The organism is Paraburkholderia sp. EG286B (assembly GCF_040965655.1).
In the GTDB taxonomy this organism is placed as follows: Bacteria; Pseudomonadota; Gammaproteobacteria; order Burkholderiales; family Burkholderiaceae; genus Paraburkholderia.
Map to the genome: position 1 here is coordinate 14,362 of NZ_JBFRCF010000034.1, position 20,686 is coordinate 35,047.

Below are 20,686 nucleotides of genomic sequence, written 5' to 3' on the forward strand. Positions count from 1 at the left end.
GCTGGAAACTGAGGGCCTTTGCGTAAGTGGGCTTGGCTGGAAACCTTCGCTCACTACACTCCCAGCTGGAAACTGGAAGCGGGTACTTCGACAGACCCGAGTGTAGCGCAGCTAGGAAGACAGTCAAGTGAAACCAATCCATTTTTCTGAAATGGACGCTCGACATGTCTATCGCGCAACGCTTCGTTGCTGGCGAGGGTGAATCGCATCCTGAAGATTCCGCAGCCCTCGCCGCCTTCCGCTGTGACTCCGTGAACCTGCCGTGGGTGATCTTCCGTGCTGCCTTTCGAGCGAGCCAGGTCGAGGAACTCCCCCAACGGGCACGCTCGGTTTTCGCCGCCCTGGCCCGTACCGTTGACGCGTCGCGCCCGTACGCCTCAATCTATGCCGGCCGCGCGCTTCTGACGGACCGCGCGCTTCAATCGAAACGAACGCTGTATCGCGCCCTCGCCGACCTTGAGCACGCTGGTCTCATTCGGCGCCCCGGTCAGTTGCGTATCGTCACAGAGGGCTACGAGGGTCGCTTCGGTCGCGCCTACCTGCATCTGACGGAGACTGCAGCGGCCCTACTCGGACTGGTCGATGCACCCGTGGCGACGCCTGAAACGTCTGAGCGCCCTGCTGTCGATGCTCAAACGCCCGCGGATCAAAGCTTTGACGAGCCGAGTGCCACGGTGGCACACGGCGCATATATAAGGGATCTTAGCCCTATGGTTTTTCAAAAGAGACAACCGGGGCATGTGCCTGCGGATCTTCAGCGGCTGCTGCCCTTGGGTTTTTCAAAATTTCTGGTTTTTGGCCTGATGCGCCAAGCCCGCGAAGCAGGCAAGCGCCTGTCCGACGTCGTGGAAGCGACGTGGAAGCACCTGAAGGAGGCTGACCGCCCGATCTGCTACCTGCGCGCCCTGCTTCGCAGCCCGGTTGATTTTGGCCACCAGATCCGCAGCCGTGATGCCGATCGCGCCGCAAAGGCCGACGCTGCGGCTGAGCGTGCCGCAGCTACCGAGCTTGTTCGTGAACATGCAGGCTCGACGTTCGTCGATGCCGCCGGCACGCACCGCCTCGTGCTCGATACAGACGGCACATCCGCGACCGTCTATCACGTCGATGAAGGTGTTCCGCGTGTTGAGGCCGGCGACTGGCAGATGCGCTTTGCTCGCGCGCTACGCTGCGGTCGGATCCGCGTCGCCACCGATGCCGACCTCGCGTCGTTTGCACAGGCGCGGCGACAGCACGCCATGCCGACGAAGGCGCCTGTCGATGTCCCGCGCGTGATGACGTCTGCGATCAGCAACCAGCTCGCCGTGCTTCGCGCAACCCTGCGCGGCTCGCGTGCTGGCGCGTCGGTGTGATGTTCTCGATCTGGACGTCGAGTGACGCAACCGGACAGGACAAACGGTCGATCGGATCGGGAAGTCGCGCGATGCCATCAGAGTTCCCGCTGCAGAACGACTTCTGTGATCTCGCTGACGCGCTACCTACCGCCGATATCAGTTTGTTGATAGTAGAGATAGCGGATTTCCGTGATGCACGCTGCCATGCTCTTATGGCGAATCAGCTACGCGATGGACAGCCACTGGTGGTGTGGTAGCTGGCGCGGGGTAGCGTCGGCTAGCCAGCCTTTTTGAGAGCGGCCTGCCGCGCGACGGCAGTAGCGAAAGCCCGCTTCGCTGGCTTGTCGTCGACGTACTGGTTGAAAGTCCGCAGATCGTCGTGCCCCATGTTCTCAAGCGCAGCGCGGGGATCAAGACCGTTGCTGACCGCGGCCGCGAGACCCTTGCTTCGACGCACAGGCTTCGAACCAGCTTCTAGATACCCGAGCGGCTTTCCTTACTGCCCCCGAGCCCCTTGCGTTGCTGCAGGATCTCGCCCTCCGGGCGGGCACGCCGGACGAACATCAGCAGCGGCCGTGAGTCCTCAGGGGTGGGGACGGGCGGAAGCCCAAAAGCGACTTGATAGGTCTGGAACGTGATCGCTATCTCATCGAACGGCACCCAGCGGCCCTTGCCCCCTTGCCGCGCTGAACACGCAGCAGCCACTGGAAGGGAGGAGCATCGGGATACCCGGCGCGCAGGTCGTCGGGGAGGGGGTGAATCTGGACGTCGTTCATCTGGCCGCGTATCGCTTCGATCGTGCGCTGTCCCACGTACTCGAACAGATCCAGGGCAAACCTGTCACGTGTCTTTTTCAGCCTGGCTTCAGTGGACGACGCCTCGCGAGCAGCGATCGCTTCCCGGATCAGCGCGGTGTCGACCGGAGCAAGGAACCTGGCCTGCTTTTCGGCTCGAACCCGTCCGATTGTCGGCAGCCCGCTGGCTGGGTTTTCGGCGACATGGCCTGCATCGCGCACGCAGCCGAGCGGGGCGGTCACGATTTTCTGGCTTTGACCCGCCGAAGCGTCCGACAGTGGCCCGAGTAACGGCCGCCATTCAGGCGAGCCGCGGCGCACGCCCCGCACGCGCACGGCCGAGGGTTCCGGCTTGCTGAAAAAGGCCACATAGGCGGAAAACTCGTCGATCGTCCAGCTGGAGAGCTCCCGGCCCATGCACCTCACGTACCAGAACAGGTGCTCAGCCTCCGTGCGATACTGGGCAAGCGTAGTGAGGGAGAGGCGGCCGCGGCCGGTGGCTTTTGCCTGCAGCCAGCGAGACACGACCTCTTCGTCTGTCAGGTCGGCCGGGGGAATCGGACTCTCGCGCCGGTTCGACGCGGCCGGCGCCGCCGGCAATGCCGAGTTTGGCGGCGGGATCAGCACTTCATTGATGCAAGCTGGTCCTGTCCCTGCCAGCGTCGGCAGGCAGGGACAGGACATTGAAAGTGGCGCAGCGCGGAGCCCAGTTCCGCATAGGCCGGATCGTCGCCGTCGTCGCAAAACGCCCAGCGGTGATCGGAGGTGAGGACGGCATACCGCATCGCGTCGGCCGGCGCCTTGCCGATGTGCACGACGTTCGCGGCCACGCACACGAGCGCGCGGATCTCGTGGGGATGCAGCGTGTCCAGTCGTATGCCGTCTGGGAGCGGGCGAGAACGGTTTCGACTGTCTGACCCAGGGCGGCGTTCAGATGCGTGACGCGCTCGACGCGCGGCAGTGCCGCCCCGAGTTGTGCGTGCATGCCGGGCTCGATCTCGACGGCGAAGCCGCTGCGGAAACCCGGCAGATCAGGATAGGTGGCGTGGAGTGCCCGCAGCTCGCCGGTGCCGGCGTCGTGCGAGCTAGCGCGATCTCATCGCGCGTGAACTTGTACACTTGGTCCGCCGTCATGTTGGCCCAGTCGGCCCATTCCGAGGAGCGGGCATCGACGCCGAGCACGAGTGTCGGGCCTCCGTCACCGGACCACTCGTCGACTGGCTGCACGCTGACCGCGATGCGCTCGCCCTCGATCTGCAACCCCTGAAATACGCGGGAGACCTCGGCCATGTTAGCTCCCGTCGATCACGGGTTTACCCTTAAACACTATCAGATGAATCCGCAATGGGGAGAATGAAAACTGGGAACATTATCGGGTAGTGTGGCCGAATTTGCCGTCCACGTGAAACATTCGGGGGCACATGCCTTGTTGGCGCAAAGCGGCGTCTGGTAAGCCATTCATGGCGATGCCCGTGGAATGTTTCACGAATACCGGGGCACCGGCGTATCTCCCGGTCGCCATTTCGCCCCTACCTGATGCAGCACATCGCTTTTGTGCCCAATCCGCATGCGCGTTGTAGCAAAAAACACGTAATTTGTAGCGTCCCCTGCGTCCCGTTGTGTGTGGCGCGCAATCGCTGGCTGCCTGTCGCCGGCAACCCCAGACGGGACAGGCGAGTGGCTGCGGCCATCACACCACCGCCGACGCTGCCCCCGATCCTGCCGATTCTGCCTTCAGGGTCCTGCTCCCCGATCCTGCACCAACCTTGCGACAATGCGGGCAGCCCGCTACCTGCGCGCGCGCCTATCCGTGCACGGCAGTGGAGGCCAGCCAGTGATTCACAAAAGTCCACCGCATCTCGACCGTAAGCTGTCCGATTCGAATGCGAATCAATCGGCGGCGTGGCACGCTGCTGGTCCGGGAGGTAGTCCCCGAACCAATGAGTACGGGGATTTGCTCGAAAAGGATGGTACTACTGCTGAAGGCGCCATCCCGCTATGCAAACCTGTTTGGCTTGACAGCGAGTTCGTCAGGTTGCCAGGGGTGCCCTGCAGCACAGGTTGCGGTGCCTTTGAGTCGACCAATGAGATGTCGAGCAATTCCAGTTGCGCAGGTCGCTCAAAATTCAATCGAATACCGATCGATCAAAGCTCCTTGCCCAAGGCGCGGCGGCATGCGACTACCAGGTTTTGGATTTCGCCTTTCAAGAGCATGATTGGTTCCAGCGCCTCGTCCCGGTTGCTGGAAGCCGGCATGCGTGTATTGATCTCTTCGAGCCAGATCTCGTGCGCCCGATCGGAAATGTCATTGACCCTCTTCAACAGGGCATCTGTAGGAACACTGGATTCCACCGCGCGAGTGAAGTCAATATCGTGCTGACATGCTCTAAGGTCGTCGACGAAGGCCCTCAAGCGATCCTCTGTGGATGTAGTACGGTCCGTCATATATCTTCGCTTCAGTGAGTGATTTGGTGGGACACACGGGCAACGTGGTCTTCGCCGCAGTTCATGGCGGTAGCGTGAAAGACGCTCGGATCGGGTTCCCCGGTGACCTGGATACGGACAATAATACAGCGTTGTTATCGATACGGTCGGTCATGTAGATATGGGCCCGCCCGGTAACCGGGCACTCTCCACGCAAACCATGGATGAGGACGATATGAGATTTACTGGAGCGGTAGCTTGCGCGTTAGTCGTGTTGTGTATCAATCAGGCACACGCACAAGCGGGCACGATGTCGCTGGACGTCACGGGTAACATCACCAGTTTTACGGACGCCGCCGCTAGGACCTATCACTTGAGCGAGGCCGATCTACTTGCGATGCCTGTTCACTCCATTACCACGTCAACGACATGGACACCCACGCGTACGTTTCAGGGCCCCTCGCTTGGTGACATTCTCGCGAAGGTCGGAGCGAAAGGCTCGATGCTCATGATTTACGCGCTCGACAACTACAGCTACGCTGTCCCTGTGTCTGATGTGAAAAAATACGACCCTGTTCTTTCTTACGAGATGGATGGTGTCCGAATGACGATTCGCAATTTTGGACCACTCTTTCTGATGTACCCACGCGACAAATATCCGTCAGAGCTGAGTAGCCCCGTCTACGACTCCCGGTTCATCTGGCAGGTACGCCGCATCGATGTCAAATGACGCAGAAAATCAAGACCACCACAATCTCGGCCGGTGTCCTGACCGCAATTATCCTTTTCGCGTCCGCGACGGCCTTCTACTACATCCACAACGTTCTACTGTCTCCCAAGGCTGTCGCGGCCATTGCTGGGCCGCAGGAGAACTACTTTTGGGGGGTGGGGCAGTTTCAGATCTCGCTTTCTGAAACGATGGCGCTGATCGCACAGAAGCAGACCCACAAACCCTTCGACGTGGACGGTGTAACAGAAGGCTACCAGATGCTATTGTTTACATTCGACCGTATCTCCGACCACTCCGAAGCCACCCGGCCGCTATATGCCATACCTGGCTATTCGGATTCCATCAAACGCATTGGCACCGCTCTCAATTCCGCGAGCAGCTACGCTGACCATCTGGATGCTCACGGCACTGGCGCATCAGAGATGCTTGAAAAGCTCAACTCAATCAAGCCCGAAGTGCAGAGCCTTGCCCGCCGCGCAGGCGATGCCGAGGTCGCCCATCGTGAGGCCCTGTATCGCGAGTTCATGGACAAGCGCATCAAGATTGACTATGCCTTTGCGTTCATCGGAATTCTAACTCTCGTTCTTTTTATTCTTACGCTTGTCACATTGCGACAGCAGCAACGCACAATCGCAACGCAACGCGATGCGCTGCGCGCCGAAAACAAGGCTACTCAGGCCGCAAACGATGCCGCGCGTGCGAAAAATGCATTTCTCGGAATGATCGGGCACGAACTGAGAACCCCGCTACAGAGCATCGTGAGTGTCACCGATACCTTGCTTGAGCGAAGTTTTGCAGAGCGCGATGCCATTTTGATCCAGCGGCTGGCAATCGCCTCTGGGAGACTCGAATCGCAGATGAAGGACCTTACCGACTACGCCCGACTTGACGCAGGCGGCCTAAAACTGAGGGAGCAGGAATTTCAGCCTGAGAACATAATCAGGTCGATGATCGACGAGGCTGCCGTATCCGCCGCACGGAAAGGTTTGGATCTTGATTTCGCTATAGAGAATGGAGATGGTTGGTATGTATCAGATCCAGATAGAATCAGACAGATCGTCGGGAACCTCTTGTCAAACGCCATCCGATACACTGATACAGGAAAGATCTTTGTGGCGGCCGAAGTAAAGCCGGCGAAAATCGGGGCTGTTCTGGACATCAGCGTGGAGGATACAGGACCTGGAATACCGGCAGGTTCTATCGACCGGCTCTTCGAACCGTTCACGCAGCTGGACGAATCCGGCACGAGGAAGCACGACGGTGCAGGCATTGGCCTCGCCATCGTGAAGGGATTGGTTAGCTTGCTGGGTGGGACGATCAATCTAGATACGCAACGTACGGAAGGTACAAAGTTCACCGTTTCGCTACCGGTCAAAGTCGTTGCTGCCGCAATAGCGTCCGACGAAACAGCGCTCCAGGTTACTGCGCTGATTGAAGGCAGGAGAATTCTTGTCGTGGACGATCACGAGTCGGCGAGGGAATCATTCGCTGACGTGTTGTGTTCTTTGGGTGCTGTTGTCGAGGTTGCCGAGAACGCGCAAGAGGCTTTGAGTGCTTTTCAGGAAGCGGTCTACGACGCTGTGCTGCTGGACATCCAGATGCCCGGGGAAGACGGAATTGCCGTTGCGCGCAAGGTAAGGACGGCGCCGGGGCCCAACAGGGATGTCCCGATCATTGGAGTGAGTGCGCTGCCCAGTGATCTTCTTGATGGGGACGCGGCAGACGTGTTTACCCAGCACCTGTTGAAGCCAGTTCGAAGTGCAGCGCTGAAGGACACTCTTTTGCGAATCTTTTCCAATCCAACTCGCCGGGATGTCCGGCACGGCTGATCGAATTTACCATGAGCTTTCTGGACCCGAGCGCGGCTCTCACCAACGCAGGCTCGCTGCTTTCGAGAGAGAGCCAGATATTGGCCTCGTACGATCTTGAAGTATCTGATGCTCCCGCAGATGGCTACCACTCACTATCGACTGTGGGGTCTGTCAAAAATGCCAATCACGAGGCGTTTGAGATTGACTACCAGGGCATCGCGCATGCACACATCATCAATGGCATGGGTGTGACGCTTGGAGATTCCATTATTGGGCTTACGGCGCTATCCGCGATAAAAAAGAGGAATCCTGAAATACGACTCACGATCTATCGGCCGAATAGGGCGCCTGAGTATGTGAAGCAGTTGTACCAATTGGCTGCGCCAATCTTCGGCGCGTTGGTGGATCTTCCTGTTCACGCAGATTCGCTTCCAGACGCTGACCTGCGAATCGATGTCGGAAATCACCTCTTTTGGCCGAACTTCTCCACTATGCCAATGATCGATTTCTTTCTTTGGGCGCTGGGTATGGAACCCGGAGATGTCGTCTCCCAGGATAAATCGAATGACTGGCTGGCCAGCATTGCTTTGCCTGAGTTGCAAGGGGAGTGGAAGTCAAAGGAATACTCGCTATTTTGCCCAACTGCGAGTACTCCTGTCCGCAGTATTCCCAAGGCTTTTCATGCAGAAGCTGTGAATAAGCTCTGGGAGAAGTTTCACGTGCCGGTACTCGGTTTTGGTCGGGTTGATCACGAGCACTACACCGATATTACGCGCTACTCAAAAAACACGGCCGACTTCATCACGTGGGTGAAGAACGCACGGTTCCTCGCCACTTCAGATACGGCCGCGGTTCATATCGCGGCCGGATTCAATGTGCCAACGGTTGCCTTCTTCACTTCGATTCCATCTGAGATGCGAGTCCGGGATTATCGGCAATGTACGGCTATTGACCTTCGCGTAGACGAGGTCGCCGGTATTCAGGCTAGCAGTCGCGTTAGTGACCTGTTTGTCGTGGAGCGCGCATTCAACCTGTTAAAGGAGAGCGACTGGGCATCGAACGCTCTACACGTCTGTTGACGGCTCCAACCGTTTTCTTATCTTGTGAACCAGGATTTGCGTCCGAACGGGTTTCTCGATCCATTCACAGCCAAACTTGTCCAGGACGCGCGCAATATCGCCTTCACTTGCGCCGCCACTCTCTAATGCACCGGACAGCAAGAAGATCGGGGTCTTCGGCGGAGTGCTCTTGCGAAGGTCGTCGATGGTCGACTCCGACGTTTCGCCGCTGATTAGCCAATCTATAACAAAAGCCTTGAAAGCGTTGCTCCTGATTCCGTTACGAAAGCTGGCAAGATCAGAGAAGGGAATTGCATTGAAGCCATGCTCATTCAGAGAGTCGCAGATAGTCTGCGCGACGTTTGATTTCAGATCATCGTCCAGCACGGCGATCAGAGGCCCATCTGGATAGCGCGATCCAGGACGTATTTCGACTTGCAATACGTTGAACACCGGCCCAGGGGGAGCAATCTCTGCCGGGTAGATGCACCATACGTCGCCTGAAGGGATTGCGACGAGATTCGCTGATTCGGCCGGTGGCGATTCCTCCGTGGTTCGCTCATCGCCAACTGTCACTGAGCACGGCAGGGGGCGCGGAGCTACCATCAGCATTCCTTTTCCGGAGATCGCTCCGGAAAACGGTTCAATGCTTCCTATCAAAACGCTGGGTGCTTCCCCGAAGTGCGTCGCGATCGCTGCGAGTTGCTTCAGGTCCCACGGATATTGCCCTTTCAGTTTCCGGCTTGCCGCCGAAAAGCTGAGGCTGAGTATCCGGCTGAGCTCGCTTGCCTGTCTGCGCGGCGCGACGCCATGCCGCTCCATCAGGGCGCGAACGCGTTCCGCGATAGCGAGGTAGGTGGGTTCGAGGTCGATTTCTGGCATTTCTGTCTCTTTCCTTTGGGCCCTAACCTTAGTTAAAACATGACGCATTACGCAATGATTGCGTGCCAGATAATGTTAAGTGCGAAGAAATCATGACGTGCAGTGCAAATGTAAATGTAACAAAATGAAACATGACGTGATGAGATCAATTTGATCTATACAGTGAAGTGTCAGGTAATGTCAGACGTTTGGTTCCGATATCTGCGACGTGGAGAATCCAGATGAAGGAGTTCGTTCGCGAGCAGTCCGAGCTCCTCGATGTGCCGAGGTGGCAGGGAAGGGCCTGCGCGAGCCTTACAGGCACCTGTGAATGCAATGTCGACCTGGACGGCAGTGATGAGTCACACAGCCGGCTGGGACGGTCAGGAAATGAGGTCGATCGCCTTTCGCACGATCAGCGGATCTACTTGTCCAGTTTCTGAGGCGGACTGATAGACCAGGGCGAACAGCTTGGCCTTGGTCTCAACATCCACGGAGAGCCCCGCGGCGGAGGTGCTGGTTTCGATGATAGCAAACACCTTTTGTAGCAATTGCTCATCGACAGTTCCGTAGTGCGGGGCTCGTTTCCCGGTCAGGAGATAGGCGACGTCAACGCCGTGCTCGATCAGGGTCATCAGGTAGTCAGCATTTCGTAGGCAGATTGAGTCTTGCGGTTGATGCCTGTCCACTCAGCGATGTTTCCCTGAGTGAATTTGAGTCGATGTCGCTCTTCGGCCAGCAGCAAACCAAACGTTGATAGCCGGGCGACGCATGCTACTGAAAACATTGGAAGGTACGCGCGGGGTTCGACAGGTGTGGTCTTTCCGTTGTGAGCTGGGCTGCAAGGCATGCAATCCCTTGCCACATTGTCAATGATGTGTCGCAGGGGCGCCTGAAGGGCAAGCGAGGGCACGCATACAACGCCGCGGTCTTGCTAGGGTCCCAAGGATGGTGTTTGTGACGCTTGAAGAAGAGAGCTAACGGGCTGGACGAACAAACGCTTTTGCATGAGGTGTCATCTAACCAATAAGCATAACTAAGTTATGCGTGCTGTATTGAGGGTTGGTACTTTCGGTCAGCTTCCGCGGTAGCAATGGAGAAAACTCCGCCTATCTGGAACTCGCAAAATGAAGGCTTTGATCAGAGCAGGACCATTCAACAGTGTCGAGCGACAAGCACTCCTGAAGGCTTCATTTGAGGGCGCGGACGCAGTAGATACGCAAATCGAGATGCTGCGCGCGGCGCACCCGTATGCGTTTCACACTTCGGAATCGCTTTCTATACCCAATTTCTTCGACCAGCCAAAGCACGAGTTGCCATGTCGCGGCTTTGTTCGCGCGTGTGAAGAAGCGCAGGAGTGATAGCAGGCATAGGCACCACGGGCCGATGGCGTGCCAGTGGGACCTGAGCACATCGGAGGACACGCAAATGGGCAGGGTTTTTGGGTGGATTCGAAAGGGCGTGTGCGCACTGCTGTTGTTCGTGGCGGTGACGTCGTTCCTTGGCTTCGCGTACTGGTTGGTTGAGCGGCATTCATCGCCGCGCGAGCTGTTTGCGGTGGCGATCGTGGGTTTGGGTTGGGCCGCGATCGGCTGCGTGGTCTACAGGCGCGGTTGGCCGCGCGAGAAGCGGGGGGCGTGAGCCATGCAAAACCTCTTTGGATTTCGTCTTGCAAGCCGGCCCGCAATTGGCCTGTTGCAGCTGGGCGTGCTCGCCGATTGGGGCTGCGGTGGTCCGGGCTGGCTTCTCGAACACTACATACGCTGGGTCGTCCAGCGGATGCGGGGGCTGTCGCTATCGGCCATTGTTCCGGCCGCTCTCGACCTGGGCATGGGTGGTACGGCTGCAAAGCGGGTGACGCCCCAACTGCCTGCGGTCGCGGTTGCCGTCGCTGAAGGCGTCGCACATCGGCTCAGGCGCGACCGAGGCGCCACATGAAAGCCCACCTCGCGTTTGGGCCCGCAACGGAGCGGTCATGATGCCAGTCGACTTCGCGATGCTCGCGCAGCAATGCGCCCCGGCCATCTATCCGACGACCCTGCAGGCGCTCGTTAAGGCCGAATCCGGCTTCAATCCCTTCGCCATCGGCGTGGTCGGCGGCCACCTGGTGCGCCAACCGCGCAACCGCAGCGAGGCGGTGGCGACCGTGCGCGTGCTTGAGGCGGCTGGCTGGAACTACAGCATGGGCCTGACCCAGGTCAATCGCGCGAACCTGCGTGTCTATGGCCTTACCCCTGAAACCGCGTTCGATCCGTGCGCGAACCTGCGCGCGGGCGGCGCCATCCTCGCCGACTGCTACACCCGCGCGGCCGCCGGCGGACGTGTGCCGCAGGATGCCGTGCGTGCGGCGCTTAGCTGTTACTACAGCGGCAATTTCACGCGCGGCTTCAAACCGGATGTGGGTGGCACGAGTTATGTCCAGCGCGTGGCTGCGAACGTGCCCGATAGCGAAGCCAGCGCTGCTGTCGTGCCGCCGATCGCCGTCGTACCGGAGGGCAAGGCACCCGTTGTGCACGCAGCATCGCGCGCAGCAGTGCACCCGGCCCGTGTGCGGCGGGCCGATGACTCAGTGAGCACCGACACCGGGGCTGAGCACGCCCAACAGGTCAATCACCATCCAGCCTGGGACGCCCTGGGCGATTTTTGACGGAGCAGGCAGATGAAGAAGATTCTTCTCGAACCCTTGACCGGCCGTGCCGCGGCTTTGGCGCGTTTGCGTGGCAGGAATGCCGGGCGCATCGGCGCCGTGGTCATGTCGATGGCCGCCCGTGGAGCCCGGGCGGGCGGTGGCCTGGCAGCGGGCACGTCGGCGGCCAACACCTTCACGCTATGGTTTTACGGATTCTGTGGCGTGATGGCTGGTTCGTATCTGCTGTGGGTTGGGGTCCAGTGCTGGTCCAACAAGGCCGACTGGATCCATGACTTCGGCGGCGGCATCGCGAAGGTGGCCGGCGTGGGCTCGGCACTCGTGCTGGCTGGCTGGGCATTCGGACTCTTTGCCTGATGGTCATGGAAGACGAACGCACGCTGTACCCCTCCTACGCGGGTCTGAACCGCACCGCGATGATCGGCGGCGTGCCGATGTTTCCGGCGCTGATCATCGGCTGCACATCGCTGATCACAAGTATGGTCGGCGGCTTCGTGCTTGGGCCTGGCGGGCTGTTGATCGGCTCGGCTGGCGTGCCCGTCTTCCTGTTTTTCCGGCATGTCTGCGAGACAGATGACCAGGCACTGCGCCTGACGTGGCTGGAATTTCGCTGCTGGCTGGACCGCCGTCGTGTGTCGGTATTCGGCAGGACATACACGCTCGCACCGATGCGGTATGGCCGCGACCTGGACGTGTACACCCGCTCGTTTTCGCGCGGCCGGGACCTTGAGCGCTTCGAGGCGCTGCGTCAGCGCCTGCTTGCGCAGGCAGAGGAGGACGAAGATGAATGACCGCAAGCCTGCGCATAATCCTGCACTGTCTTCAGATGGCGCTGCCAGTGCGTGCCTGCCCATTGTGGTCCACACCGTGACGGTTGGTGCTCCGGGTTCGGGCAAAACAATGTATGACGTGTTTCGCCTGATCGCGGAGCAGCGCCGTCGCATTCGCGGCGCGCACGACGCGCCGGACGCGGGAGAGGAAGCATGCGCGTGAGCAAAGAACTGAACCGGCTCGTTGCGTCAGCGGAGGACAAGCTGCCGCGCATCGGCCGTCCGGTGTCGGAAACGGCGACGAGCATCGACAACGGCGGCGCTTTCCTGGTGATGCGCGTGAACGGCGTACCGTTCGAATCGGTGAGCCGTGGCGAGATCGAAGCACGCTACGACAGCTGGAACCGTCAGCTGGCCGCGATGACGCTGGAGAAAGGCAATCGCCTGTCGCTGTGGACCACGTTTCGCCGCCGTCGCATCTCGTTCGGCGACGAGTACCGCTTCTACAATCCGTTCATCCAGCAGGCCGTCGACAAATACCTGCAGCGTTTCCGGAGGCACGATCACTTCGAGAACAGTTTCTACATCACCGCGATCCTGCAGGGCGACGACCTGGACGAGACGGTGCGCGAGCTCGAGGAGCTAGGCGAGGGGCTGATGAAGGCTCTCGTTGCCTACGATCCTCAACTGCTCGAAGCATACGGGCACAACGGCATTCTGTTCTCGGAGGCGTATCAGTTCATTGGCGAACTAGTGAATGGCATCGACGAGCGCGTGCCGGTCACGCAGGCAACCGGACGCGACCTGATCCCGACGTCGCACCTGCACTTCCACTACGACACGGTTGAGATCCGCACCGATCGCTCAACCCGCTTCGCGGTCTGCTACGACCTGAAGGATTTTCCGAAGGCCGGCTGGGGGCAGACGAATCCGCTGCTGTCGCTGCCCGTCGAATTCACCCTCACGCAGAGCCTGGGCTGTCTGAGCACTGCCGAAGCGATGAAGGCGATCGAAGACCAGATCAATCACCTGAGGTCGGTCGAAGACAAGGCGAAGCACCAGATCAAGGAACTGGAGGATGCGGTGGCGCTGATCGCCGGTCGCGATCTCGCATTCGGCGACTATCACGGTGCACTCGTCGTGTATGGCGACACGCCGGAGAAGGCAATCAGTAACGGCGCGTACGTAACGAGCCGCGCGCTGAACGATTGCGGCTTCAAGTTCGTGAAGGCGACGGCATCGGCGCCATTCACGTACATGAGCCAGGTGCCGGGATTCAGGACGAAGCCGCGGCCGATGCCGAAGTCGACCCGCAGTCTCGCGTCGTCGTTTTCGATGCATACCTATTCGGCCGGCAAGGCACGCGGCAATCCGCTCGGCGACGGCTCGGCCCTCATGCCGGTGCAGACCGTTGCGAAAAGCCTGTTCAGCCTGAACTGTCACGCTTCGCGCCTGGATGAGGACAGCGTGGGCGAGAAGGTTGCCGGCCACACGCTGATTCTCGGCTCGACCGGCACGGGCAAGACCACCCTCGAGACGATGCTGCTCGCCTTCCTCGAGCGGTTCGACCCGAAGATCTTCGCGCTCGATCTCGATCAGGGTCTGCGGATCTTCCTCGAGGAGATGGGCGCTGTCTACTACACCCTGCGTGAAGGCGAGCCGACCGGTCTTGCGCCGTTTGGCCTGCCCGAGACGAAGCGCAACCTCGCGCACCTTTACGACCTGGTGGGTGCCTGCTGCCGCGACGAGAACGGCAAGCTCAGTGCAGACGACCAGCGGCAGATCAAGCACGCGGTCGACACGGTCATGAAGCTGGAGAACATCGAGCACAGAACCTTCAGCCGGCTGCTGGAGTCGATTCCGGATACGGGAGACGAGAACGGCCTGTGGGTCCGTCTGAGCCAGTGGTGTGGCGCAACTAACGGTCGATTCGCATGGGCGCTGGACAACGTACCGGATGCGCTGATGAACATTACCGACGTGCGCCGGATCGGTTTCGACGTCACTGACTTCCTGAAGAAAGACTATGCCGCCACGGAGCCGGTGCTTGCACACCTGCTGTACCTCAAGGACCAGATGCAGAAGAGGGGCGGCCTGCTCGCGACGGTGATAGCCGAATTCTGGCTGCCGGCTAGCTACCCCACCACGCAAGAGCTGATCCGCAAGTCGCTCAAGACCGGCCGCAAGGCAGACGAATTCCTGATCCTGGATTCACAGTCCCCGGAGGACGCAATCCAGTGTCCGGTCTTCGCTGAGATCCGCGACCTGACGGCGACAAAGATCTATCTGCCGAATCCGGACGCGACGCGCGACGGTTACAAGCTCCTGAACCTGACCGACCGCGAATTCGACACGCTCAAGCGGCTGTCGAAGGAGTCCCGCACGTTCCTGATCAAGCAGAGCAACCAGTCGGCGTTTGCAACACTGGACCTGGGCGGCATGAACGACGAGATCGCGGTGCTTTCCAGCAGTCTGGACAACGTTGCGATCTGGGAAGAATGCACGCGCGACGCACATGGCGACACGGACCTGCGAATGCAGCTGTTCCAGACACGTCGCAAGGGCAAACGCGATCGAAAGCACGAGGCCGAACTTGTTGAGGCAACCGAATGACGACGACACACGATCTTCACTTTTCGTCGGCGATCGGGCCAGCGACGCGCGAGCGGCTCAGGGAGTGGGCAGACGAGCACGACCGGCTCCGGAACCGGAGAGTGGGCGCAGAGCTCATCTTCCTTGTGGTTTGCTCAATCGGCTTCGTGGGACTGGCCATCGCAGCACTGTTTTTTTGTCCCACCGGTCTGGGCATATGGAAGGGCAGTGAGGCCGGCACGCGAGGCCGGGCGCTCGGAACACTGACTGCGGTGGCCTGCCTGCTCGTCATCCCTGGGTTGGGGTGGCTCTACGTCCATCGGATGGACCATTTCCCGGTCAATCCATACAGGCCGATTGACATTTCACCCGCCGATCTGCAGGCGCAGAACGCAGATTTCCCCGCGGCGCTTGCATATCTCGATGCCATTCGCCATCAGCAACGGCCGATTGTGCCGCACGACCTCGACGTGCTGGCGATGGTTCGCCGGCAACGACAGTCCAGCCTGGGAGCATGACGATGAAAATCATTCGCAATCTGATGGGCGCCGCATTGATCGCGGCCACGTTCTCGATGCAGGCAGCGCACGCGCAGGGTGTCCCGGTGATCGACCTGCAGGCGATCGCGCAGGCGATCTCGACCGTCAAGCAGCTGGAGCAGCAATACAGCCTGCTCTCGGACCAGTACCAGTCGACAATCGGCAACCGCGGCCTCGGAAACATCTTCAATGACCCGTCGCTGCGCAACTACCTGCCGGATCAGTGGCAGTCGGTCTACGACGAAGTGAAGAGCGGGCAGTTGAACGGAATCAGCGGCCTCGCCAGCAGTATCGAGAGCCAGGAGGGGATGACCGCGTACACGCCCGGACAGCAACGTCTGAACGATACTCTGGCCGCCAACAAGGCAATGGCGATGCGCTCGTATCAGGCGTCGATCGACCGGCTGACGAACATCCAGCAGCTGATGCAGCAGTCAAACCTCACGCAGGACCCGGCGGCGAAGGCCGATTTGCAAAACCGGTGGGCGGCAGAGAACTCGTCGCTCAACGCGGAAAAGATGCGCCTCGATCTCGCGGCGCGGCTGCAGGATGCGGAGAAGGATCTGGCTCAGCAGGCCGCGCACAACGACATGCAGCAGCGCCTGAACGGCGACGACAACGCTGATCAATAACGCGGAGCGCGACCATGCAACTGCAGATCTTTACCGAAATGTTCAACTCGTTCGACCAGAACGTGCTGAACACGATCAATACCGGCTCGGCCCGGATGACTTCGCTGATCAGTCCGCTGGTCGCCGCCTGCTTCAGCCTCTACGTCCTGCTCGTACTCGTGTCGTACTGGCGTGGCCACAACGACAGCCCGATATCCGACTTCCTGCTGAAGATGGCAGGGTGGGCGGCTGTGCTCACACTCGGGATGAATATCAGCTACTACAGCGAGTACGTGGTGCCGTTCTTCAACGGTCTTGGTGATGATCTGAGTACGGCCTTGATGGGTGGAAACAGTCTGAGCAGCGGGCTCGATACGCTGCTGAATCTCTATATTCAGGCTATTTCAAGCATGTATAGCGGGCTGAAGGCGTATCAGATTGGCCTGTTCGTCGAGGTCTCGGTGCTCGCAATCTGCATCCTGCTGGTCGGCGTGCCGTTTCTCGCGATCGCGGCGGCTTACATCATCCTCGCAAAGTTCGCACTTGGGTTGCTGCTTGCGCTCGGACCCGCCTTTGTCGTGGCGGCGCTGTTCCCCGCCACACGGCAATTTTTCCAGAACTGGGTCGGGCAGTGCCTGAACTATGGCCTCCTTGTTGCGCTGTTTGGCGCCGTGGGTGCCATCGAGGTGAGTTTCATGACCTCGGTGCTGCCGAAGAGTTTCAGCGTCGGGGATGTCATGCTGACCTATGCCATCGAAGGAAAGATCATCGGGGCCGGGCTGGTGTTCATCGTGGTGTCGTTGAGCATGCCGTCGCTGGCATCGCAGCTGGCAGGCGGCGTCGGGATTTCGTCGATGGTTGGTAAGCTCGGTAACGCGGCCGGTGCAGCCATGAGGGTGATGAAGCTGAAAGGTGAGTCCGGAGGCCGATCATCGTCTGCGTCCACCAACTCGATCGGCCACGCGTGATCTCTACGACCAACAGGAGGAATAGATGAGGGCAATCCGGTTTGTGACCGCGGCAGCGGTGATCATCGTCGCACTAACCCAGTTCGGCTGTGGCAAGAAAGCCGGCGAAGAATTCGTCGGCAAATGGGAGAAGGTCAGCGGCAACGGATCTCAGGAGTTAGTGATCGACAGGAATGGTGACGGCAACGATTTTTATATGGCGGACAAGGTCCCAAACCTTGCCGCTGAGAGTAAGGCCGATGCCATGAAGACCGAGCGGATACCCGCCACTTACGCGGATGGAAAGCTGATGTTGATGGTCGGTGTGCCGTTTGCCCTGACGATCGACAAGTCGTCAGGGCATCTCGTGATGGAAGACGCGGAATACCAGAAGGCTAAGTGATACATGCTGTCGGTTCGCCAGTTCATCCCCGGCAGGCGTCGAACTCGCGAACCAGATCTGACAGGAGCTGAACATGAAACTCATCGTCGTGCTTTGCAGCGCCGCGCTGCTTGCGGCGTGCTCGTCGGCGCCAAAGCCGGCACAACCTGAGGGGCTGTGGATGCCCGTCAACCGCGCGACACAGGGGAGCGCGCCATGAAATGGATGCGATGGAAGCCGGCCAGGGTACAGGCTGAGCACGTCGCGGTTGCCGCCGACGGCAACTACCCGGCTGCCCTGCAACAGATCGCCGCGAAGCTCGCCGAGGCCGATCCGCGCGAGATGGCGCGCATGTATTTCAGGGAAGCGCTCTCGTTCGAGAAGTCCCGGCAGCAGCTGCAGGAGAACATGACGAAGATCGCGTGGCGCGTCGCGGGCGGCGCGATGTTTGTCGCACTCATTTCTATTCTTGGCTCGTCAGCCTTAGTAGAACTAAAGAGACCGTCACCACCGGTGATTATCAAGGACAACACCGCGACCGGCGACGTGCAGGTGATTGATGTCGCGCACAGCGGATCCGTGACGTTCGGTGAACTCGAGGTGCGGGCAGTACTGCGCACGTATGTCAAGCTGCGTGAGAAGTACGACTGGTACACGATCCAGGATGCGTACGACACCGTGACGCTGATGAACTCGCCACGCGAGCAGTCGTTGTACGCGGCGCTCTACAACCGCAAGAACTCGCCGCAAAACGTACTCACCGACAAATATCGCGTGATCGTGCGCCCGGGTGCAATTACGTTTGTCGGATCTACGGCACAGGTGTTCTTCTCGAAGACGATGCTTTCGCTGCCGTCGCTGGGCGGCTCGACGCCACCACCGCCTAAAACCGAATACTGGGTCGCGACGATCACCTACGAGATAGGCGACCTGCCGACCCGCAGCGACGAACAGGAGCTCAATCCAACGGGCTTTCGTGTCACCAGCTACTCGGTCGACCGCGACTGGACGCGCAGCACCTCAGACGGCGTGACACCCATGCCGTCGGCGGCCACATCGTCCCAGTCGGCGCCGTCGAGTGTGTCCTCGAGCGCACCGGCGGGAGGAGCCAACCCATGAGATTCTGGTTCCCGAAAGCGCCTTCCGCGGCGTCGATCTCAGTGTCGGTCGCGGCGGCACTGCTCGCGCTGTCGCTACCGGCTGTCGCCGAACTCGTGCCGGGCGCGTGTGGCAGTGATCCGCACATTGCGTGCGCCGTGTACGACCCGAACGAGACATACCGGGTTGCCTACCGTCCGGGCGAGGCGACTGTTCTCGTCTTCGAGAAAGGGGAAAAAATTGACGGTGGAGGCATGGGCGATGGCAAGGCGTGGACGGCCGGCCCGGCCGGCAACGGCTTTTTCTTCAAGCCGAAGGCACCGCAGGCGGGCACCAACCTGATCCTGCTCACGAACCGGCGTCGCTATGTGCTCAAGCTGGTCCCGGTCAGGCGGCACGAGGAGGCAGTCTGGTCGCTGACCTTCGATTATCCGGACACGCGTGCATACGCGTCGGCGGCCGCCGCGGTGCGCTCGGCCGAAGCGCGTGCATTGCTTGCACCGACCGTCAGTGCGTCTGGCGTGGGCAACTTCAATTACGACATGCAAGGTGACACGACACTCGCGCCAACGGCGCTGTGGGATGACGGCCGCTTTACCTACTTCGAGTTCAGGACGAGCCGCGACCTGCCGCAGATCTATCGCGTGTACGGGGACGGCAAGGAATCGCTCGTCAATCCCGACGACGAACGCGGTCCCGTGCTCGTCGTGCACGACACGGCGGAGCGCTTCAACCTGCGCTTGGGGGACGCCGTGCTTGGCATCCGCAACAACGCATACCGGCCCGACGGCCAGCTGAACCCGACAGGCACGACGATTCCGCGCACGGTGCGGCTCGTGAAGCAAAAGGAGGCGAGCGGTGAGTGACGAGATCAATCTGGACAGTCCGAACCCCGCGAATCCGGCGAACCCGGCGCCGGTGGAGCCTGTCGGCATAGGCGAGCGCGGGGTGCCGGGCATTGGGCGCACGAAGCGCAAGAGTGCCTTCCGGATGCTGCCGATCGTGATCGGGATGGTGCTGGTCCTGCTGTTCGGCGCGATCGCGGTGGGCGTCGCGATCAAGCGCTGGTCGGCGCAGCATCACGCCGAGTCCGAGGCGGCCAGGGCGGAAGCGGCAAAGGACAAGCCGTCGGATGACCGGCACGACTTTGCGCGCGACAAGGCGAAGATCGAAAAGGAGCGGGCAGAGGAAGCGGCGATGGCGTCGGAAGCGGCTGCGGCGAGTGCGTCGCTCGCAACGCCCGCCCATGCGAACGCAGCCAGTGCAGTGAATGGAAACGCCGCTGCGGCAGCGACAGCGGCCAGTGCGGTCGAGACGCCGGCGCAACGCAAGCTCGATGGCGACGTGCTGCTCAGCTTCAAGGATGAGAAGACGGCGGGGGCAACGAGTGCGCCAGGCGCCAGTGGCTTGCCCGGTCTGGGCACAGCGCACACCGGATTTGCGAAGGATGGTCTGGACAGCAAGCTGCAGCCGTCGAAGCTGGAGATGGTCAAGGCCGAACTGATGCCGTCGCGAGACTTCCTGCTGATTGCGGGCACCACGATCCCGTGCGTGCAGGGTTCGGAGATCGTGACCGACTACCCGGGCATGACCACCTGCCATGTCGCAAAAGATGTGTATTCGGCGAACGGCAAGGTACTGCTGGTCGAGCGTGGCTCCGAGGTCGTGGGCGAGCAGCGCCAGGCGCTGATGCAGGGGCAGGCGCGGATCTTCGTGATCTGGACGCTCCTCACCACGCCTGACGGCGTGAAGGTGCACCTTGATTCGCCGGCGGCCGATGCGCTCGGCGGCAGTGGTCTGCCTGCCTACGTCGACAACCACTTCTGGACACGGTTTGGCGGCGCCATGATGGTCAGCCTGATCAGCGATGCCGGTCAGGCGCTGTCGACGCTCGCCGCGAACTCGGGCAGTAGCGGGATCCAGTTCAACAACACCACGAATGCCGGCGGCGAGGTGGCAGCCGAAGCGCTGCGCAACACCATCAACGTGCCGCCGACCGCGTATTCGATCTACGGCTCGATGACGACGATCTTTGTGGCGCGTGATGTGGACTTCTCCGACGTGTACGAGCTGGCGACGCCCTGATCC

The 20,686-nt window shown here is 60.3% G+C and carries 26 protein-coding genes; 20 read left to right on the forward strand and 6 right to left on the reverse strand.

Going from position 1 to position 20,686, the window contains the following annotated elements; translation table 11 throughout:
* Positions 1–164 precede the first annotated feature (164 nt).
* The gene (locus tag AB4Y42_RS39035) at positions 165–1,352 is read left to right on the forward strand and encodes a Replication protein O (protein WP_368697231.1); all 1,188 of its coding nucleotides are present in this window, start codon (positions 165–167) and stop codon (positions 1,350–1,352) included.
* A 623-nt stretch (positions 1,353–1,975) separates the two neighbouring features.
* Here AB4Y42_RS39035 and AB4Y42_RS39040 read toward each other — a convergent pair.
* From AB4Y42_RS39040 to AB4Y42_RS39055, 4 genes are all read right to left on the reverse strand, one after another.
* On the reverse strand, positions 1,976–2,755 hold the full coding sequence (locus tag AB4Y42_RS39040) for a hypothetical protein (protein WP_368697232.1): 780 nt from the start codon (positions 2,753–2,755) through the stop codon (positions 1,976–1,978).
* Positions 2,749–2,958, reverse strand: coding sequence for a hypothetical protein (locus AB4Y42_RS39045; protein ID WP_368697233.1), 210 nt, complete (start codon positions 2,956–2,958; stop codon positions 2,749–2,751). Before AB4Y42_RS39045 ends, AB4Y42_RS39040 begins: the two co-directional genes overlap by 7 nt.
* A gap of 100 nt (positions 2,959–3,058) precedes the next feature.
* Entirely contained in the window at positions 3,059–3,418 is a 360-nt protein-coding gene (locus AB4Y42_RS39050) for a hypothetical protein (protein WP_368697234.1), read from the reverse strand.
* A gap of 855 nt (positions 3,419–4,273) precedes the next feature.
* Positions 4,274–4,573, reverse strand: coding sequence for a hypothetical protein (locus AB4Y42_RS39055; protein ID WP_028215738.1), 300 nt, complete (start codon positions 4,571–4,573; stop codon positions 4,274–4,276).
* A 199-nt stretch (positions 4,574–4,772) separates the two neighbouring features.
* Between AB4Y42_RS39055 and AB4Y42_RS39060 the strand changes: the two genes are divergently transcribed.
* Genes AB4Y42_RS39060 through AB4Y42_RS39070 form a run of 3 tightly spaced genes read left to right on the forward strand, consistent with a single transcriptional unit; the run spans position 4,773 to position 8,172 of the window.
* Complete coding sequence (locus tag AB4Y42_RS39060) at positions 4,773–5,282, forward strand: molybdopterin-dependent oxidoreductase (protein WP_368697235.1); 510 nt, start codon at positions 4,773–4,775, stop codon at positions 5,280–5,282.
* Complete coding sequence (locus tag AB4Y42_RS39065) at positions 5,279–7,111, forward strand: hybrid sensor histidine kinase/response regulator (protein ID WP_368697236.1); 1,833 nt, start codon at positions 5,279–5,281, stop codon at positions 7,109–7,111. The genes AB4Y42_RS39060 and AB4Y42_RS39065 overlap by 4 nt, the downstream gene beginning before the upstream one ends.
* Before the next feature lie 11 nt (positions 7,112–7,122).
* Positions 7,123–8,172 carry a glycosyltransferase family 9 protein gene (locus tag AB4Y42_RS39070; RefSeq protein ID WP_368697237.1) on the forward strand — a complete coding sequence of 350 codons (1,050 nt, stop codon included), beginning with the start codon at positions 7,123–7,125 and terminating at the stop codon, positions 8,170–8,172.
* On the opposite strand, the gene AB4Y42_RS39075 is transcribed toward AB4Y42_RS39070, so the two are convergent.
* Both AB4Y42_RS39075 and AB4Y42_RS39080 read right to left on the reverse strand, forming a co-directional pair.
* A complete protein-coding gene (locus AB4Y42_RS39075) occupies positions 8,158–9,033 on the reverse strand; it encodes a helix-turn-helix domain-containing protein (RefSeq protein ID WP_368697238.1) in 876 nt (291 codons plus the stop codon). The genes AB4Y42_RS39070 and AB4Y42_RS39075 overlap by 15 nt on opposite strands.
* Positions 9,034–9,395: 362 nt before the next feature.
* Positions 9,396–9,647, reverse strand: a complete 252-nt coding sequence (locus tag AB4Y42_RS39080) for a hypothetical protein (RefSeq protein WP_368697239.1) — start codon at positions 9,645–9,647, stop codon at positions 9,396–9,398.
* Positions 9,648–9,841: 194 nt separating this feature from the next.
* Between AB4Y42_RS39080 and AB4Y42_RS39085 the strand changes: the two genes are divergently transcribed.
* The 16 genes from AB4Y42_RS39085 (at position 9,842) to virB10 (ending at position 20,683) form a co-directional block, all read left to right on the forward strand.
* Positions 9,842–9,973, forward strand: a complete 132-nt coding sequence (locus AB4Y42_RS39085) for a hypothetical protein (RefSeq protein ID WP_368697240.1) — start codon at positions 9,842–9,844, stop codon at positions 9,971–9,973.
* A gap of 166 nt (positions 9,974–10,139) precedes the next feature.
* A complete protein-coding gene (locus AB4Y42_RS39090) occupies positions 10,140–10,373 on the forward strand; it encodes a hypothetical protein (RefSeq protein WP_368697241.1) in 234 nt (77 codons plus the stop codon).
* Positions 10,374–10,440: 67 nt separating this feature from the next.
* Positions 10,441–10,653 carry a hypothetical protein gene (locus tag AB4Y42_RS39095; RefSeq protein WP_368697242.1) on the forward strand — a complete coding sequence of 71 codons (213 nt, stop codon included), beginning with the start codon at positions 10,441–10,443 and terminating at the stop codon, positions 10,651–10,653.
* A gap of 3 nt (positions 10,654–10,656) precedes the next feature.
* Positions 10,657–10,950, forward strand: a complete 294-nt coding sequence (locus AB4Y42_RS39100) for a hypothetical protein (protein ID WP_368697243.1) — start codon at positions 10,657–10,659, stop codon at positions 10,948–10,950.
* Positions 10,951–10,987: 37 nt separating this feature from the next.
* Positions 10,988–11,659, forward strand: coding sequence for a lytic transglycosylase domain-containing protein (locus AB4Y42_RS39105; protein WP_368697244.1), 672 nt, complete (start codon positions 10,988–10,990; stop codon positions 11,657–11,659).
* A gap of 12 nt (positions 11,660–11,671) precedes the next feature.
* Positions 11,672–12,016 carry a hypothetical protein gene (locus AB4Y42_RS39110; RefSeq protein WP_368697245.1) on the forward strand — a complete coding sequence of 115 codons (345 nt, stop codon included), beginning with the start codon at positions 11,672–11,674 and terminating at the stop codon, positions 12,014–12,016.
* A gap of 5 nt (positions 12,017–12,021) precedes the next feature.
* Entirely contained in the window at positions 12,022–12,450 is a 429-nt protein-coding gene (locus AB4Y42_RS39115; protein ID WP_368697246.1) for a VirB3 family type IV secretion system protein, read from the forward strand.
* On the forward strand, positions 12,443–12,652 hold the full coding sequence (locus tag AB4Y42_RS39120; protein ID WP_368697247.1) for a hypothetical protein: 210 nt from the start codon (positions 12,443–12,445) through the stop codon (positions 12,650–12,652). Before AB4Y42_RS39115 ends, AB4Y42_RS39120 begins: the two co-directional genes overlap by 8 nt.
* Positions 12,643–15,042 (forward strand): transporter, encoded by a 2,400-nt coding sequence (locus AB4Y42_RS39125; RefSeq protein WP_368697248.1) that lies wholly within the window; start codon positions 12,643–12,645, stop codon positions 15,040–15,042. Before AB4Y42_RS39120 ends, AB4Y42_RS39125 begins: the two co-directional genes overlap by 10 nt.
* Positions 15,039–15,539 carry a hypothetical protein gene (locus AB4Y42_RS39130; RefSeq protein ID WP_368697249.1) on the forward strand — a complete coding sequence of 167 codons (501 nt, stop codon included), beginning with the start codon at positions 15,039–15,041 and terminating at the stop codon, positions 15,537–15,539. The genes AB4Y42_RS39125 and AB4Y42_RS39130 overlap by 4 nt, the downstream gene beginning before the upstream one ends.
* Positions 15,540–15,541: 2 nt before the next feature.
* The gene (locus AB4Y42_RS39135) at positions 15,542–16,192 is read left to right on the forward strand and encodes a type IV secretion system protein (protein WP_368697250.1); all 651 of its coding nucleotides are present in this window, start codon (positions 15,542–15,544) and stop codon (positions 16,190–16,192) included.
* 14 nt (positions 16,193–16,206) lie between these two features.
* The gene (locus tag AB4Y42_RS39140; protein WP_368697251.1) at positions 16,207–17,139 is read left to right on the forward strand and encodes a type IV secretion system protein; all 933 of its coding nucleotides are present in this window, start codon (positions 16,207–16,209) and stop codon (positions 17,137–17,139) included.
* A 25-nt stretch (positions 17,140–17,164) separates the two neighbouring features.
* Positions 17,165–17,521, forward strand: a complete 357-nt coding sequence (locus tag AB4Y42_RS39145; protein WP_368697252.1) for a hypothetical protein — start codon at positions 17,165–17,167, stop codon at positions 17,519–17,521.
* A gap of 156 nt (positions 17,522–17,677) precedes the next feature.
* Positions 17,678–18,619: a virB8 family protein gene (locus AB4Y42_RS39150; protein WP_368697253.1), complete on the forward strand. Its 942-nt coding sequence runs from the start codon at positions 17,678–17,680 to the stop codon at positions 18,617–18,619.
* On the forward strand, positions 18,616–19,464 hold the full coding sequence (locus AB4Y42_RS39155; RefSeq protein ID WP_368697254.1) for a TrbG/VirB9 family P-type conjugative transfer protein: 849 nt from the start codon (positions 18,616–18,618) through the stop codon (positions 19,462–19,464). Before AB4Y42_RS39150 ends, AB4Y42_RS39155 begins: the two co-directional genes overlap by 4 nt.
* Positions 19,457–20,683, forward strand: coding sequence for a type IV secretion system protein VirB10 (gene virB10 / locus AB4Y42_RS39160; RefSeq protein WP_368697255.1), 1,227 nt, complete (start codon positions 19,457–19,459; stop codon positions 20,681–20,683). The genes AB4Y42_RS39155 and virB10 overlap by 8 nt, the downstream gene beginning before the upstream one ends.
* The last annotated feature ends 3 nt before the right edge of the window (positions 20,684–20,686 follow it).

Bases quoted from the DNA above. Each gene is read 5' to 3' on its own strand.
- AB4Y42_RS39035 (WP_368697231.1), top strand. From the start codon at position 165: ATGTCTATCGCGCAACGCTTCGTTGCTGGCGAGGGTGAATCGCATCCT.
- AB4Y42_RS39050 (WP_368697234.1), bottom strand. From the start codon at position 3,418: ATGGCCGAGGTCTCCCGCGTATTTCAGGGGTTGCAGATCGAGGGCGAG.
- AB4Y42_RS39055 (WP_028215738.1), bottom strand. From the start codon at position 4,573: ATGACGGACCGTACTACATCCACAGAGGATCGCTTGAGGGCCTTCGTC.
- AB4Y42_RS39060 (WP_368697235.1), top strand. From the start codon at position 4,773: ATGGATGAGGACGATATGAGATTTACTGGAGCGGTAGCTTGCGCGTTA.
- AB4Y42_RS39065 (WP_368697236.1), top strand. From the start codon at position 5,279: ATGACGCAGAAAATCAAGACCACCACAATCTCGGCCGGTGTCCTGACC.
- AB4Y42_RS39070 (WP_368697237.1), top strand. From the start codon at position 7,123: ATGAGCTTTCTGGACCCGAGCGCGGCTCTCACCAACGCAGGCTCGCTG.
- AB4Y42_RS39075 (WP_368697238.1), bottom strand. From the start codon at position 9,033: ATGCCAGAAATCGACCTCGAACCCACCTACCTCGCTATCGCGGAACGC.
- AB4Y42_RS39080 (WP_368697239.1), bottom strand. From the start codon at position 9,647: ATGACCCTGATCGAGCACGGCGTTGACGTCGCCTATCTCCTGACCGGG.
- AB4Y42_RS39090 (WP_368697241.1), top strand. From the start codon at position 10,140: ATGAAGGCTTTGATCAGAGCAGGACCATTCAACAGTGTCGAGCGACAA.
- AB4Y42_RS39095 (WP_368697242.1), top strand. From the start codon at position 10,441: ATGGGCAGGGTTTTTGGGTGGATTCGAAAGGGCGTGTGCGCACTGCTG.
- AB4Y42_RS39100 (WP_368697243.1), top strand. From the start codon at position 10,657: ATGCAAAACCTCTTTGGATTTCGTCTTGCAAGCCGGCCCGCAATTGGC.
- AB4Y42_RS39105 (WP_368697244.1), top strand. From the start codon at position 10,988: ATGATGCCAGTCGACTTCGCGATGCTCGCGCAGCAATGCGCCCCGGCC.
- AB4Y42_RS39110 (WP_368697245.1), top strand. From the start codon at position 11,672: ATGAAGAAGATTCTTCTCGAACCCTTGACCGGCCGTGCCGCGGCTTTG.
- AB4Y42_RS39115 (WP_368697246.1), top strand. From the start codon at position 12,022: ATGGAAGACGAACGCACGCTGTACCCCTCCTACGCGGGTCTGAACCGC.
- AB4Y42_RS39120 (WP_368697247.1), top strand. From the start codon at position 12,443: ATGAATGACCGCAAGCCTGCGCATAATCCTGCACTGTCTTCAGATGGC.
- AB4Y42_RS39125 (WP_368697248.1), top strand. From the start codon at position 12,643: ATGCGCGTGAGCAAAGAACTGAACCGGCTCGTTGCGTCAGCGGAGGAC.
- AB4Y42_RS39130 (WP_368697249.1), top strand. From the start codon at position 15,039: ATGACGACGACACACGATCTTCACTTTTCGTCGGCGATCGGGCCAGCG.
- AB4Y42_RS39135 (WP_368697250.1), top strand. From the start codon at position 15,542: ATGAAAATCATTCGCAATCTGATGGGCGCCGCATTGATCGCGGCCACG.
- AB4Y42_RS39140 (WP_368697251.1), top strand. From the start codon at position 16,207: ATGCAACTGCAGATCTTTACCGAAATGTTCAACTCGTTCGACCAGAAC.
- AB4Y42_RS39145 (WP_368697252.1), top strand. From the start codon at position 17,165: ATGAGGGCAATCCGGTTTGTGACCGCGGCAGCGGTGATCATCGTCGCA.
- AB4Y42_RS39155 (WP_368697254.1), top strand. From the start codon at position 18,616: ATGAGATTCTGGTTCCCGAAAGCGCCTTCCGCGGCGTCGATCTCAGTG.